Genomic DNA, 14,284 nt, shown 5'->3' with positions numbered 1-14,284 from the left:
TTCCGGAAAGGAATTGAAATGAGCAGAATCGAACAGGCGCTTGAGAAGGCTGCACGGTCGCGTGATACCGCACCCCCCAATGATCCGGCACCCCTGAAGAACCGGCACGAAGCTCCCCTGGGGGAGCCCCCGCCGCTCCCCCCGCCGCTCGCCGTTTCGTCGGAGCCGCTGACGGACTGCAGCAATCCGCTGCTGGCGACGCTGAACGACCCCCATTCGCCGGTTACCGAGCAGTACCGGAAGCTCAAGTCGGAGATCGTTGCCGCAACCAAGCAGGCCGGTTTCAACAACATGATCATGGTGACGAGTGCCATGGACGGAGAGGGGAAGAGCGTTACCTCCCTAAACCTCGCGATCACGCTCGCCCAGGAGTTCGACCATACCGTGCTGCTGATCGACGCCGACCTGCGCAAGCCGTCCATCCCTGGGTACCTGGGGATGACCGTCGAGAAAGGGCTTTCCGAGTATCTGGCCAAGGGGGGCAACCTCCCCGATATCCTGCACAAGACCGGCATTGGCCGCCTCACGGTGCTTCCGGCGGGCGCGGCCGTGAAAAATCCCGTGGAGCTGCTTTCATCACAGCGGATGAAGGATCTGCTGGATGAGATCAAGGCGCGGTATCCCGACCGTTATGTGATCATTGACACCCCGCCCGTCCTCCCCTTCGCCGAGACCCGTTCCCTCTCCCGGATGGTGGACGGCGTGATTTTCGTGGTCAAGGAAGGCGAAAATTCGCTGAAGTCAATCGACGAGGCGGTCACGACCATCGACCGGCGCAAGGTGATCGGCATTGTCTACAACGAGGCGCGAACCGAAAACCTCGGTGATAAGTACGACTATTACCGCGGTTACCGGCCCCGCTCCGAAGCGAAGGCCGCTCCTCCCGCTGGCCGTGGCAATGGCGCCGCACCCTCCGTTCCTCCCAAGGAGCCGAAAGGGCTCTGGGGACGGCTGCGTCAGGGGAAGACTGCGTGAGCCGCAGCAAGGCTGCCGCCGGATGCTGAGATGCCGGCATATCCCGCGCCTGCTCGCGGGCAGAACAGACTGGTGCCCGAATGTATGAATCCTTTTTCAATCTGACGACCAAGCCGTTCGACCTGCTTCCCAATCCCGACTTTCTCTTCATGAGCAGGGCCCACAAGCGGGCCTGCATGTATCTCGACTACGGGATTCGGGAGAGAGCGGGGTTCATCCTGTTGACGGGGAACATCGGCACGGGCAAGACCACCATCATCCGCAATCTTCTGAAGCAGCGCGATGACCGGATCGTTTTTTCCCGCATCTTCAACACCCGGGTCGATGCGGACCAGCTCTTCGCCATGATTGCCGATGATTTCGGCATTGCCACCGGCGGCAAGGACAAGGTGACGCTGCTTCGGGAGCTGAACGATTACCTGATCGAGCAGTTTGCCAGGGGGCGGCAGCCGGTCCTCATCATCGACGAGGCCCAGAATCTGGGGGCAGACCTCCTGGAAGAAGTGCGGATGCTTTCGAACCTCGAAACCGACAACGCAAAGCTCCTCCAGATAATACTCGTGGGGCAACCGGAGCTTCGGGCCACCCTCGCCGACCCGAGCATGGTGCAGTTCCGGCAGCGGATCAACATCAACTGCAACCTGACGCCGCTGAGCGTCGAGGAGATGCGCAGCTACATCCTCCACCGGCTCGAGGTGGCCGGCAACCGGGACGCGGTCGAGTTTGCCCCCGAGGCGCTCGACATTGTCCACCGGTACAGCAGGGGGATTCCGCGGCTGATCAACATCATCTGCGACTTCATCATGCTTTCCGCCTTTGCCGAGGAGACGCACCGGGTCGCGGGCGACATGGTTCAGGACATCGTCGGCGACCTCGACTTCGAGCGTAACTACTGGAATCCGGCAGGCGCGGATCTTCCTCCGCTGCCGGTCGAGGCGACCGTCCCCCCCGTGGAACCGTACCGTGATGAGCTGTCGGCATTGCTGCGCGATCTGGGCCATCGGTTGGAGACGCTGGAGAGCGGCCTGACGAAACTGAATCCGGAACTGTTTGTCAGTATGAACGATCGTTTTTCCCGCCTGGAGAACGCATTCAAGTTCCACGTGGGCGAAGTGGACAGTTGTATGGGGGAGCTGCGAAAGGAGCTCGAAAAGGTCCGCAGCCTCTCCTGCGGTTCGATCTCGGAGCGGGATGAAGAGCTGCTGCCGCGTTCGGGGCTCATCCGGAGACTGTTCGGCGGATAACGGCGATTTGAGTGTTGAAGCCGGCATTGCCCGAAATGGTTGACTGTTCATTTAATGTGTGGAGGGGGCTTATGAGATCGCATGTATTGGCCACGGCGGCACTGTTTCTTTGTTGCAGCAGCGTTTCATTCGCAACCGAGTTCTCGTTCCACCCGTCGCTTGCCGTCAGCGAGGAGTACACCGACAACGTCCTGGAGCGATCCACGGACAAAAAGTCTGACTTCATAACGCGGGTGCTCCCCGGCATTTCGCTTCTTTACAAGGCTCCACGGTGGGATTGGGACGGGCGGTACACGTTCGACTATCGCTACTACGCCAAGCGGAACCGGAGCGATGAAATTACCCATGACGCCGCGGTGAAAGGACAGATCAGGGTGGTGGACGAATTCTTCTTCGTGGACCTCGATGAGATATACAAGAAGGTTTCGCTCGACGTGACGCGGGACAATACCGGTGAGAGCCTCTTCTTCAACCAGTCCGACCGGAACACCTTCACGGTCTCTCCCTATTTTGTCTGGCGTCTGAACCCGAAAGCGAAGCTCAAGACCGGCTACCGGTACATGAATACCTGGTACAAGGAGCCCACCGGCGTTGACCGGACCGACCATAGCGGCTTTGGCGAGCTGGCCTACGAGATCACCCCCCGGACGACGTTCACCGCTGGCTATACCTTCACCCATCAGGACAGCAGCCTGAACGATTACGACAAGCATGACGGGTACGTGGGGGGACGGTATGAATTCGACGAACGGTCGTATCTTTTCGGACAGGTGGGATACACCTCGATCCGCTACGACTTCGGGCAGAACGTGGGGAATGTTTTCTGGAATGCCGGATTTTCGAAAACGTTCGACTCATTGACGGCGCACGTCAATACCGGCGTCAAGTACACGGAGGACCCGCAGAGCAACCTCACGAAGGAGACGTTTTATTCCGGCGGGCTCGACTATCTCTTCGGGAGGGGAGAGGCGTCGCTCTTCCTCAACTATTCGGACTTCGACCGGATCGGCCCCGGCACCATCGATACCACGAGATACACGGCCGGCGTCCGGGCGAGATACGAGCTCGTTCCCAGTCTGACGGGCTCCGCAGGCTTCGAGGCCGACAACTTCGTCAGGAGCTACATGCTCAACACTCCGCGCCGATATTTTGCGACTGCCAGCCTCAGCTACCTGCTAAGCGAAGGATTCACCCTGACGGCAACCTATATCTACGTCGACTACTACTCGCCGACGGTGGTTGGCGACAACCGGGAGATAAACCGCGCCATCCTGGAATTGCGAAAGATTTTCTAGCCGCGGTCAGGAGCCGTTGATGATCAATGCCCTGAGCATCGATGTTGAGGATTACTTTCATGTCTCCGCCTTCGAGAAATGCGTGCGCCGCGACCAGTGGCACACCTACCCCTTGCGGGTGGAGGAGAACACGGCGAGGATCCTCGACCTGCTTGATTCACATGCCGTTCGGGCGACATTCTTCATTCTCGGCTGGGTGGCGGAGAGAATTCCCTCACTCGTAAAGGAGATACATTCCCGGGGGCACGAGGTTGCAAGTCACGGGTATGGGCATAAGCGGGTACATACCCAGGAGAGACGGGAGTTTCGCGATGACGTCCGCGCCAGCAAGGCGTTGCTCGAGGATCTTATCGGCGAGGCGGTTATCGGTTACCGGGCGCCGAGCTACTCGATTTCGGCCGCATCCCTCTGGGCGTATGACGAACTGGTCGATGCCGGTTACCGGTACGATTCCAGTGTCTTTCCGGTGCGTCACGACCTCTACGGCATTCCTGACTGGCCTCGCTTCCCCTTTGTCGTTTCCCGCGGCCCGAGCGGGCAATGGAGTCCGGCCGGGAAGGTTCCCGGTGGCGACGGTGCGTGCGGGGAGCAGCGGCAGATGGTGGAGATTCCGATCACGACTCTCGCCGTGGCGGGGAAGGGGGTGCCGATCGCCGGAGGCGGCTATTTTCGCCTTTTCCCCTACCGCTTTGTGAAATGGGGACTCACCCGGATAAACCGCACGGAGAAGCGTCCATTCGTCTTCTACCTGCATCCCTGGGAGCTGGATCCGGACCAGCCGCGCATGACGGACGCCGGCTTCAAGAGTCGCTTCCGGCACTACCTGAATCTCGACAGGACGGAGGGCCGGTTCAGAAGACTCCTTTCGGACTTCCGCTTCATGCCGCTGCAGGAGCTTGTCAGGGATTGGCGTTCATGTTCGGAGACAATGCCATGAACGACACTAAATTGATCAGGGATCCGAATTGCCAGCTGCAGGTCCTGCCTGACGCGGCAGAGGCGCTGGCGGTGACCGACAGGCTCCGTCTCCTGGGGCTCAGGCTCCTTCGTGCCATGGAACGGCGCCTGGGAGGTCCCGCCGGACTGCGCGCCGCAGTTCCGGCCAGCGACGTCTTGCCGCCGGCATCACCCGGTGAGGCGATAGAAGAGGGCGACTGGGTCCGCGTGCGTTCCCTTGCCGAGATCCGTGCCACCCTCGGCGCGTCGCAGCGCTGCAAGGGGCTGGAATTCATGCCGGGCATGGAGCAGTTCTGCGACCGGCGCATGCGGGTCAGAAAAAAGGTGCGGACGATGTTTGACGAGCGCGCCTGGCGGATGATCAGGATCAGAGACTGTTTCCTTCTGGACGACTGCGTCTGCGAGGGGCGCGGGATGTTCGACAAGGAAGGGTGCGACCGCTGCTGCTACTACTTCTGGAAGGATTCGTGGCTGGTGAAAATGAACTGATACAGGGGTGTCTGGGGAAACAATTTATGCCGGATTGTATTTATCCTGTTTGTACAGTTGAAATTGCTGATAGCTGGAAAGATATGGGAGAGGTATGCGGGGGGTGGGAAAGACTTGAGGCTGTCACCGGTATTGAGCATCCATTCGTATCGCTGAGCTGGCTTGAATGTTGGATTAGATCGTTTAGTAATTTCAACAAAATACATCTTGTGAAGGCTGTTAACGACAAACTTCTGACTGCTGTCGTACCTCTTGTCCAAACAAGAAAAAATATCAAGGGGATCAACTTCCAATGCCTGTCTTTTCCGGCCAATGGACATTCACCCCAATGTGATGTGTTAGTGGAGCCGAAGGACCAGCTTACGCTTGAGGCTGTCAGCAGAACACTTCGGGAGGTTGTTGCCCGGACCGATCTTCTCGTATTCCCTGCAGTACGCGAAGGGGGGAACACAATGGATGTGCTGAGATCGCTGAATTCAAAGAGGTTTCTGCTGCATGTCGAGCATTCGTTTGAAGTCCCCTATTTTGAGACTGGTGGTGGATGGCATTTTTTCCTGGAAGGGAAAAGTAAGAAATTTCGTCGTAGACTTGTGGAAAGTCGTCAACTAGCGGCAGAACGGGGAACGGTTTCGACCGAGTTTTATCATACCACCCCACTGCCCGCAGCAGTCATCGAAAGGCTGCGCGATCTTGATTCCAAAACATGGCAACACGCCGACGGAACCGGACTTTTCAGTACGCACCAGAATTCCGAATTTTATACGGGTTTGCTCGGAACTCGGCATCAGACATTTGACGTTACCCTTGCATTCCTTCGAGTTGATTCTGCTGACATAGCTTATGAAATTACGGTTATCCGCAATTCAACTGCGTATTTCCTCAAGTACGGGTTTGATCCCGCCTGGAGTGACTGTAGACCTGGCGTGTTGGTCCAAGCGGCGCTAAGCGAATATGTAAGTGACAGAGGATGCACCAGAATCGAACTTGGCCCTGAGTCGTCTGAAGAAAAGCGCCGCTGGGAGAACAATCGATTCAAGAGTTCCAACTATTGGCTCATTAACATGGGGACACCGAAGGGTGTGGCACTTGGACTTGCGCTCACGTTTCGCAAATGGCTCAAATCATCCCGTTGCCTGAAGTGTTGAACTGGCGGCATATCGTGGAGTTGATGCCTGAATATGTGGAATATAGGCTTTATGATCAACACAAGGACTATATCTCGCGGTGACGAATTCCGCTCGTTGAAGGGTGACTGGAATGCCCTGCTCGCGCGCTCGTCCCAGGATAATCCATTCCTGTCCCATGAATGGCTCTATTCCTGGTGGGAAGCGTTCGGTACCGAGGCAGAGTTGCTGGTACTACTCTTTTACGATGCGGGGCTGTCCGGGGAGGAGCTCGTCGGCATCTTCCCTGGGTACGTCAGGCAGTCAGGGGTATTCCCGCCGTGCAGAACGTGGCGTTTTCTGGGGAGCGAGGTCGTGACCTCGGATTTCCTGGAGGTGATCGCCGCCCGTGGGCGGGAGAACGATGTCTACCGGGCACTGGCCCGCTACCTCGAAAGGGAGTGGCCGTTCCACTATGCCGAATGGACCGACATTCCGGCCGAATCAGGACTGGTGGAAAGATTGGGGGCCGGCGGCCCGCATGGGTTGAATGGCGCCGTGTGGCGCGCGGACAAGTTCTGTCCGTACCTTGATCTTCCCGAAAGCATAGATGCGTACTTTTCGTCCTTGAGCATCAATACCCGGAAGCGTTACCGGTACCGCCGCCGGCTGGAAGAGCTGGGGATGACCCTGGAATACGTTACTGACCCGAAGGATCTGCCGGCGGCCATCGACGACTTCGCGCGGCTGCACACGGAGCGGCGGCGACAGAAAAAGGGAGAGGGGATCTTTGCCACCGCGGCCCAGAGGCAGTTCTATCGCTTCGCCTTCGAACGTTTCCTTGCCGAGGGGTGGCTCGAACTCGTCTTTCTGAGAGTCGGAGGCGAGCGGGTGGCAACGGTCTGCCAGTTCAACTACGGCGACCGCATCTACTACTACCAGACGGGCTACAGCACCGCGTGGGAACAATATCGGGTGGGTTTCGTGCTTATCTCGCTTCTGATCGAAGAGGCGATACGGCAGAAGAAGAGCTCTTACGAGTTCCTGCGCGGCAGGGAAGAGTACAAATACCGCTTCGGAGCCACGGGCGAACGGCGCCTGACGGACCTGATCGTCACTAACGGCAATTTTACCGGTGCGGCGGTCTACCGGCGGAGGGTGTGGGGACGACGTCTCCGTGAGTTCGTTGGGAAGATTCTCCCCCCACCGGTTAAGGCGGGAATTTCAAGGATGGCAGAGAGTGCCCGGACGGGCGGATACCGATAGCGGCGGAGGGTGGATGGGCACGGTGATCAGGAACATACTCGGCAATGCTCTCTACGCGGCATTCTCTCGGGACGCCTCGCTCCCCGTTGCCGTCATCTCGTATCACGACATCTCCGATGGAGAGGGGTTTTCATCGTGGCTGCGGGTGAATGAAGGTGCATTCGACAAGCAGATCTCCCTGCTCAAGGATGTGGTCAATTTCATAACCCCGGCGGATCTCTTCGATCCCGACCGCCTCTCACGGAATCGGCTCAATCTGCTCCTGACCTTTGACGACGGCTACAGCAGCACCTACCGGTTTGCGTACCCCGTCATCAGGAAACTCCAGGTTCCCGCACTTTTTTTCATCTCGACCTGGAACATGCAGACCGGGCAGCCGTTCTGGTTCGACATCATCATCAGCTACATCCAGGAGGCGAGGATCGAGGCGCTGGACCTCAGCCATCTCGGCCTTGGAAACTATCACTTTTCCTCCCGTGCGGATTGTGAACGCTGGGATGATATCCAGACGCTGCTCGAAGATATCAAATGCCACACCGTGCGGGATGACATTGACTTTGCCGAAGCCGTCGCCCAGTGGCTGACACGGGCCTTCAGCCCGTGCACCGACGCGCGGTCCTGTCTTCCGATCAGCCCGGAGCAGATTGCCGAAATGCACCGCAGCGGACTCTGCTATTTCGGCTCCCATTCCCACCGGCACCGGATCCTGACCACCCTGCCCGACGAGGCGCTTGCCGATGACCTCAGAACCTCCCGGAAGATACTTGAGGAGGTGACCGGAGACGCCGTCATCCACGTCAGCTATCCCAACGGGAACTGCGATGAGCGCGTCAAGAGGATCAGCCGCGAGGCGGGATACCGCTTCGGATTCACGACATCGTTCGGCAGGGTGAGCTCCTGTACCGATGTCATGGGGATTCCGCGACTCCTCGTGGGTGGGTACGACAGCCATAACGGCCTTATCTGGAGGCTATTGCGGGGAGCCTCGCGGCAGTCCCCCCGGAGGTGCGCCAAACCATGAGCCTGAACGACTGCACGATCAGCGGCAACGAACGGACCGGCGGGGAGGGATCGCTTCGGCTTTACATCTTCCTCGGCATATTCGCCGTGACGTTCTCTGCGGCCTATTATCCCGTCATGGCGGGGCTCATACAGAGCTGGGCGGCTTCCGACGACTATTCCCACGGTTTCCTCATCGTTCCACTCGCGCTGTATATCACCTGGCTGAAGAGAGATGAACTGGGCCGCCAGCCGGTTTCCGGCTCCTGGACGGGGTTGCTCCTGGTGGTGCTCTCGCTCTGCGCCTTCCTGTTCGCGCAGGTGGGGGGGATTCTCACCCTCTCGTCACTCTCCCTGATCGTTACGGTCTGGGGAGCAGTCCTGTTCCTCTTCGGTTTCGGGATGCTCCGGCAGCTTCTCTTCCCCCTGTTCCTCCTGCTGTTCATGATTCCGGTCCCCGCCCAGATCTACGCCGCTCTCACGACCCCCCTGCAGTTGTTCGTCTCAAAGGTTGCGGTGGAGATGGCGTCGCTTGCGGGGATACCGGTCTACCGGGAAGGAAACGTCATCCACCACACTCAGGGTGTTTTCCAGGTGGTGCAGGCGTGCAGCGGCATGAGGTCCATCATGGCCCTGTTGACCCTCGGAGCACTCCTGGCGTACTTCGGTCTTCGCTCCTCACTGCCGCGCGGCGTGCTGTTCGTCTCGGCCATTCCCATTGCCGTGGCGATCAACGTTCTGCGGGTCTTCACCATCATTGCGGCGTTTCATTTTCTTGGGCTCGACCTTGCCGAGGGAACACCCCACACCGTCTTGGGCATCGTGCTCTTCGGGATCGCCTTCGTGCTCTTCGTGGCGATCCGGAAAGGACTTTCGCTATGCGAACGCTCAGCACCAAACGCCTGATCATCCTCTCCGTCCTTCTGGCGGCCACGGCGTTTCTGGCCTACGGGCCGGCGGCCAGAAGCGCGGCAGTGATTACGAAAGCCCCGCTCCAGGTGGCGTTCGAGCGGCTCGACGGCTGGAGCAGCGCCGGCAGTCAGTTTCTTGGTGATACCGTCACCGATGCCTTGAAACTGGACGACCATATCTTCCAGAGCTATCGCAACGAGAGCGGTCAGGTGACGCTCTACGTCGGCTACTATCGCACGGCCGGCAAGGTGGGGGCGGCCCACGACCCGCTGGTCTGCTTCACCGGACAGGGGTGGCGCATCGGCGAGCGGATACGGGGCGAATATTCGCTCGGGGGCAAGGCCAGTTCCACCATCAGCTACTCGTCCATGATCGCCGAGCGGCAGGGAGAGCGTGAGCTTATTGTCTACTGGTTCCAGACCAACGGCGTCACTTCTTCCTCTACCTTGGGCCAGAAGGTTGCCATGGTGCGCGACCGGTTTGTCGGCGCCGGCGAGGACAACGCATTCGTGAGGATCAGCACCAGCCTCGGCGATGAATCGCCCGAGGCCGGCCGGAAGCGGATCTTTGCCTTCATCGACTCCTTCTATCCGGCATTTCGCGGGTATGTTGTCGGGAAGCCCGGAAGCGAAAGGTCCTGAAATGGCTGAGGCGCTTTTCTACATCTCACTGATCCTGGTCGCCTACGTCTACGCCGGGTATCCCCTGGCTGCGGCGGCGCTTGGCCTTGTGCGCAGTCGGCCGGTGAGAAAAGAGCCGCAACTGCCGGCCGTGACCGTCGTCATCGCGGCTTACAACGAGGAGGAGGCCATCGGGGCCACCGTTGCCAACAAGCTTGCCCTCGACTATCCGGCGGAGTTGCTCGACATTCTCGTCATCTCCGACGGCTCCACTGACCACACCGACGAGATCGTGGCGGGGTGCGGCAGCGGGCGCGTCAGGTTGCTGCGGCAGGAGCCGCGCGCCGGAAAGACCAGTGCCCTCAACCGTGCCATCCCCCGTGCCCGGGGTGAGATCATCGTCTTCTCCGACGCCAATTCCCTCTACGCCCCCGATGCCGTGCGGCGGTTGGTGGCGAATTTTGCCGACGGGACGGTCGGATACGTCACCGGCAGGATGATTTACGCCAACCCGGACGGAACCCCGATCGGCCAGGGATGCAGCGCCTACATGCGTTACGAAAACGCCCTGCGGGCCATGGAGACCCGCATCGGCTCCGTCGTCGGCGTGGACGGCGGCATCGACGCGGTGCGCACAACACTCTACCGCCCCATGGCTGCCGACCAGCTCCCCGATTTCGTCCTGCCGCTCGCGGTTGTCAGCCAGGGGTACCGCGTCGTCTACGAACCGGAGGCCCTGCTGTGGGAATCCGCCCTCAAGGAGGCGCGGGACGAATACCGGATGCGGGTTCGGGTATCCCTCCGCAGCCTGTGGGGGCTCTACGATATGAGGCACCTCCTGGTTCCCTGGCGCCGCTCCCTGTTCGCCTGGCAACTCTGGTCCCACAAGGTGCTGCGCTACCTCTGCTTCGTCTTCCTTGCCGTCGCGTATCTGGCAAACCTGCTGTTGTGGGGGAAAGGGCATGGCTACCAGGCGTTTTTCGTTCTGCAGAACGTCGCCTACCTGTCGGCGCTGGCCATGCCTCTTCTGGAGAGTGGCGGCGCCGGCTGCCGCGCATTAACCTTCGCCCGCTACTTCGTTCTGCTCAATGTCGCCGCGGCGCATGCCTTCGGCAAGTTCCTGAGGGGGGAAAAGCAGGTGATCTGGACCCCGCGGAAGGGATGAGATGAGAATCCTGCACATTATCGACAGCGGCGGGCTCTACGGTGCCGAGATGGTGCTCCTCTCGCTCATGGAGGAACAGGAGCGGATGGGGCTTGCGCCGGTGCTCGCCAGCATCGGGGAGCAGGAAGAGGCTGAGAAGCCCCTGGAAGCTGAGGCGCGGCGCCGTGGACTAAGCGTGCGGGAGTTTCGCATGAAGGCCGGTCCGAACCTCGCCGGCGCCCAAGCCATCCTGCTCTTTGCCCGGCAGGAGGGGATGGATCTGATCCATTCCCACGGATACAAGGGGAATATCCTGTTCGGCTTCATGCCGGTGCGGCTGCGGCGGCTTCCCCTCGTCTCCACCATCCACGGCTGGACCTGGACAGGGGGGGCGAGCCGGATGATGCTCTACGAGTGGCTCGACGGGGTGAGCCTCCGCTTCGCCGACCGGGTCGTGGTCGTGAACGAGGCCATGGTGGAACATCCGCGGATCAAAAAGCTGGAGGCCCATCTGAGCGTGGTCGAAAACGGCGTCCCCGTCGAAAACTCGGTTGCCGAGCGGTTCGGCGGGCCACTGGATTCCGCCATTGTCTCCTTCTGCGGCGGCGGTTTCGTCATCGGCGCCATTGGCAGGCTTTCCCGGGAGAAGGGGTTCGATGTCCTGATCGATGCCACTTTCTCCCTGATGAGTACGCGTGACGACGTCCGGCTGGTGATCCTGGGGGAGGGGGGGCTGCGGCCGGCGCTTGAAGCGAAGATCGGCTCCCTCGGGATCGCCGATCGGGTTCTCATGCCTGGCTACGTGGCCGATGCACGGAACTATCTTGGTCTGTTCAGCATCCTTGCCATGCCTTCCTTGACCGAAGGCCTTCCGATGGTTCTGCTGGAGGCGATGCAGGCCGGCGTCCCGGTGGTGGCGAGCGCCGTGGGGGGAATCCCCCGGGTGCTGGACCGCGGGCGCGCCGGAACCCTCGTCCCGCCGGGGAATGCCGCGGCTCTCGCCGCTGCACTGATCGATACGGTGACCAATCAGCACCGGGCGAAAGAGAAGGCAGCGGTGGCCATGGATCTTGTCCGGGTGGAGTATTCGAGCAGGAGGATGGCGGAAAAATATCTCTCGATCTATCACGAGGTGCTGCCCGAATCTCTTCCGCGTGTCACAACGGGCGAGGGGTGAATTATGGCGGTAAACGTTCTGTACATGATCGACAACCTCCATTACGGAGGGACCGAAAAGCAGCTGTTCGAGCTGATTCGGCATCTCGACCGGAACCGCGTCCAGCCGGTCCTTTGCACCCTGAAGAGCTCCGCCGCGCTCTACGACGAGCTCGACATCCCGAAGCTCTGCCTCGACTTCACCAGCTTCGCCAGCCCGCGTTCGTTTGCCGTGGCCAAGAAGCTCTCTGCATTCATCATTCGGCACCAGGTTCAGGTCATCCAGACCTTCTTCCAGGACCCGTTCCTCCTTGCCGCGATGATCAAGCCGTTCCACAAGGTGAAGCTCGTCGGCTCCTTCCGCGACCTCGGCTTCTGGCGCTCTCCGTCGGAGAGCCGGAAGATGCGCCTGGCCTATCCGTTCTTCGACGGATTTATCGCCAACTCCGCGGCGGTGAAGGAGCATTTCGTCCACGAAGACGGCATCGACCCCGGCAAGATCGAGGTGATCTACAACGGCTTCAAGGTGGACGGAGTGGCGCAGATACCGGTGCAGAACCCCTTTGCCTCCGGGGGGAGGGTGGTCGGCATCGTTGCCAACATGAACCGGTCGGTGAAGCGGGTAGAGGACTTTGTCGAGGCGGCGGCCATCATTTATCGCAACCAGCCCGATACGCGGTTTCTCATCGTTGGCGACGGGCCACAGCGGGAGGAGCTGACAGCGCTCGCTCGCGCTCGCGGACTCAACGGAAGCATCTTCTTCAGCGGCAGGGTGGACAATCCCTTCGGGTTCATCCGCTCCTTTGACGTGGGGGTCATCACCTCGGAGACAGAAGGGTTCTGCAACGCCATCATCGAATACATGGCGTGCGGGGTGCCGGTCGTCACCACCAATGTCGGTGGGAACCCCGAGCTGGTGGAGGAGGGGGTCAACGGCTTCCTTGTCCCGCCGGCCTGCCCGGACGAACTGGCGGCAAAGATCAGCCTGCTCCTGGCCGACGGCGAGCGGCGTAAGGCCATGGGCGCGGTCAACGCCGAGAAGATTCGCCGCAATTTCGCCATGCATGTCATGGTGGCGCGACAGAGCGATTACTATGAATCGTTGGTGGTGAACCAGTGACAACAGAAACGGTCAGATACCGGACATTCGATCCGTTGAAGGAGGAACCGACCCCGATATTTCGGCTCTTCGAACTGGTCTATGGCGATTCCGCCGCCATCCGCAACCGGTGGGAGTGGGAATTCTTGCAGAACCCCCGCAGCCGGGAGATTCGCATGCTCACTGCCGAGTCCGACGGCGAACTCGTTGCCATGACGGTGCGGATGCCGTTTGTCCTGAGAACTGACCGCGGTGACGAACCGGCGTATTTCGCGACCAATTCCATGACGGCGCCCCACTGGCGCGGCAAAGGGGTCATCCGGCGACTCTACGACATGGCGGCCGAAGACGGGGCGCTCCATTTCTCGAAGGGGACGGCCCCCGCGATGTATCGCCAGCTGCTGGGGATGGGATACCGGGAGATCGTACCGAACACCTATATGACCTGCCTGCTGTCGCCCCTGAGGTGGGTGGCGGCCAAGGCGGGCTGTTCATGGCGTCAGTCTGAACCGCGGCAGCCGGCGGTCTTCGCTGATTTTGCCGATTTTGCGCCGGTCGAGCATTTTGAAGCGCCGTTCAACGCTCCCGCATGTTTCGGTACGCTCCCCGGTCCGGTTCGCGATGTTTCGTATCTTGCGTGGCGGTATCACCAGATTCCCCATCGCCGCTACCAGCTGTTTTGCCGTTTGCTGGACGGGCGCATGATCTCTTTTCTGGTGCTCCGGATCGAGGGAATGACGGCGCGGATAGTCGACATCTCCTGGGACGGGAGCCGCCAGGATGAGCCGGCGCGGACATTGAGGTTCGCCAAGTGTTTTGCCCGCACGGCGGGAGCGGTGAAGCTCATCCTCTGGGGAACGTCGGAGAAGTTGCGGAGCGCGGCGTCCCGCGCCATGTTCCTGAAGCGCGCGGAAACGCCCCATTTCAGTTACCGTCCGGGCACCTCCGGGGCAGGCACCCCCACCTGGCCGGGCATCCACTTTGTTCATGGAGACGGGGATGTTGAGTATCTCTGAGGAGAATTCG

General features: G+C 60.3%; 14 protein-coding genes. All 14 read left to right on the top strand.

What is annotated here, in order from left to right; translation table 11 throughout:
• Positions 1-18 precede the first annotated feature (18 nt).
• The 14 genes from GPICK_RS09105 (at position 19) to GPICK_RS16680 (ending at position 14,274) form a co-directional block, all read left to right on the top strand.
• Positions 19-975, top strand: a complete 957-nt coding sequence (locus GPICK_RS09105) for an XrtA-associated tyrosine autokinase (protein WP_084201399.1) — start codon at positions 19-21, stop codon at positions 973-975.
• An 80-nt stretch (positions 976-1,055) separates the two neighbouring features.
• The gene (locus tag GPICK_RS09100) at positions 1,056-2,219 is read left to right on the top strand and encodes an XrtA/PEP-CTERM system-associated ATPase (RefSeq protein ID WP_039742445.1); all 1,164 of its coding nucleotides are present in this window, start codon (positions 1,056-1,058) and stop codon (positions 2,217-2,219) included.
• 71 nt (positions 2,220-2,290) lie between these two features.
• On the top strand, positions 2,291-3,514 hold the full coding sequence (locus tag GPICK_RS09095) for a TIGR03016 family PEP-CTERM system-associated outer membrane protein (protein ID WP_158414170.1): 1,224 nt from the start codon (positions 2,291-2,293) through the stop codon (positions 3,512-3,514).
• Between the two features lie 19 nt (positions 3,515-3,533).
• Positions 3,534-4,451 carry an XrtA system polysaccharide deacetylase gene (locus tag GPICK_RS09090; protein ID WP_052263378.1) on the top strand — a complete coding sequence of 306 codons (918 nt, stop codon included), beginning with the start codon at positions 3,534-3,536 and terminating at the stop codon, positions 4,449-4,451.
• Entirely contained in the window at positions 4,448-4,960 is a 513-nt protein-coding gene (locus GPICK_RS16685; RefSeq protein WP_144400077.1) for a hypothetical protein, read from the top strand. The genes GPICK_RS09090 and GPICK_RS16685 overlap by 4 nt, the downstream gene beginning before the upstream one ends.
• Positions 4,939-6,105: a GNAT family N-acetyltransferase gene (locus tag GPICK_RS17035; protein WP_144400076.1), complete on the top strand. Its 1,167-nt coding sequence runs from the start codon at positions 4,939-4,941 to the stop codon at positions 6,103-6,105. Before GPICK_RS16685 ends, GPICK_RS17035 begins: the two co-directional genes overlap by 22 nt.
• A gap of 96 nt (positions 6,106-6,201) precedes the next feature.
• A complete protein-coding gene (locus tag GPICK_RS09080; RefSeq protein ID WP_236685517.1) occupies positions 6,202-7,329 on the top strand; it encodes a GNAT family N-acetyltransferase in 1,128 nt (375 codons plus the stop codon).
• A gap of 13 nt (positions 7,330-7,342) precedes the next feature.
• Positions 7,343-8,350: a polysaccharide deacetylase family protein gene (locus GPICK_RS09075; protein ID WP_039742436.1), complete on the top strand. Its 1,008-nt coding sequence runs from the start codon at positions 7,343-7,345 to the stop codon at positions 8,348-8,350.
• Entirely contained in the window at positions 8,347-9,234 is an 888-nt protein-coding gene (xrt, locus tag GPICK_RS09070) for an exosortase (protein ID WP_039742433.1), read from the top strand. The genes GPICK_RS09075 and xrt overlap by 4 nt, the downstream gene beginning before the upstream one ends.
• The gene (locus GPICK_RS09065) at positions 9,207-9,881 is read left to right on the top strand and encodes an exosortase C-terminal domain/associated protein EpsI (RefSeq protein ID WP_052263376.1); all 675 of its coding nucleotides are present in this window, start codon (positions 9,207-9,209) and stop codon (positions 9,879-9,881) included. Before xrt ends, GPICK_RS09065 begins: the two co-directional genes overlap by 28 nt.
• 1 nt (position 9,882) lies before the next feature.
• Positions 9,883-11,025, top strand: coding sequence for a glycosyltransferase family 2 protein (locus GPICK_RS09060; protein WP_039742430.1), 1,143 nt, complete (start codon positions 9,883-9,885; stop codon positions 11,023-11,025).
• Position 11,026: 1 nt separating this feature from the next.
• The gene (locus GPICK_RS09055; protein ID WP_052263375.1) at positions 11,027-12,181 is read left to right on the top strand and encodes a glycosyltransferase; all 1,155 of its coding nucleotides are present in this window, start codon (positions 11,027-11,029) and stop codon (positions 12,179-12,181) included.
• Positions 12,182-12,184: 3 nt separating this feature from the next.
• The gene (locus GPICK_RS09050; protein WP_039742427.1) at positions 12,185-13,279 is read left to right on the top strand and encodes a glycosyltransferase; all 1,095 of its coding nucleotides are present in this window, start codon (positions 12,185-12,187) and stop codon (positions 13,277-13,279) included.
• Positions 13,276-14,274, top strand: a complete 999-nt coding sequence (locus GPICK_RS16680) for a GNAT family N-acetyltransferase (protein WP_158414168.1) — start codon at positions 13,276-13,278, stop codon at positions 14,272-14,274. The genes GPICK_RS09050 and GPICK_RS16680 overlap by 4 nt, the downstream gene beginning before the upstream one ends.
• Positions 14,275-14,284: the final 10 nt, after the last annotated feature.

The organism is Geobacter pickeringii (genome assembly GCF_000817955.1).
GTDB lineage: Bacteria > Desulfobacterota > Desulfuromonadia > Geobacterales > Geobacteraceae > Geobacter > Geobacter pickeringii.
This window is presented reverse-complemented; position numbering and strand designations above follow the sequence as displayed.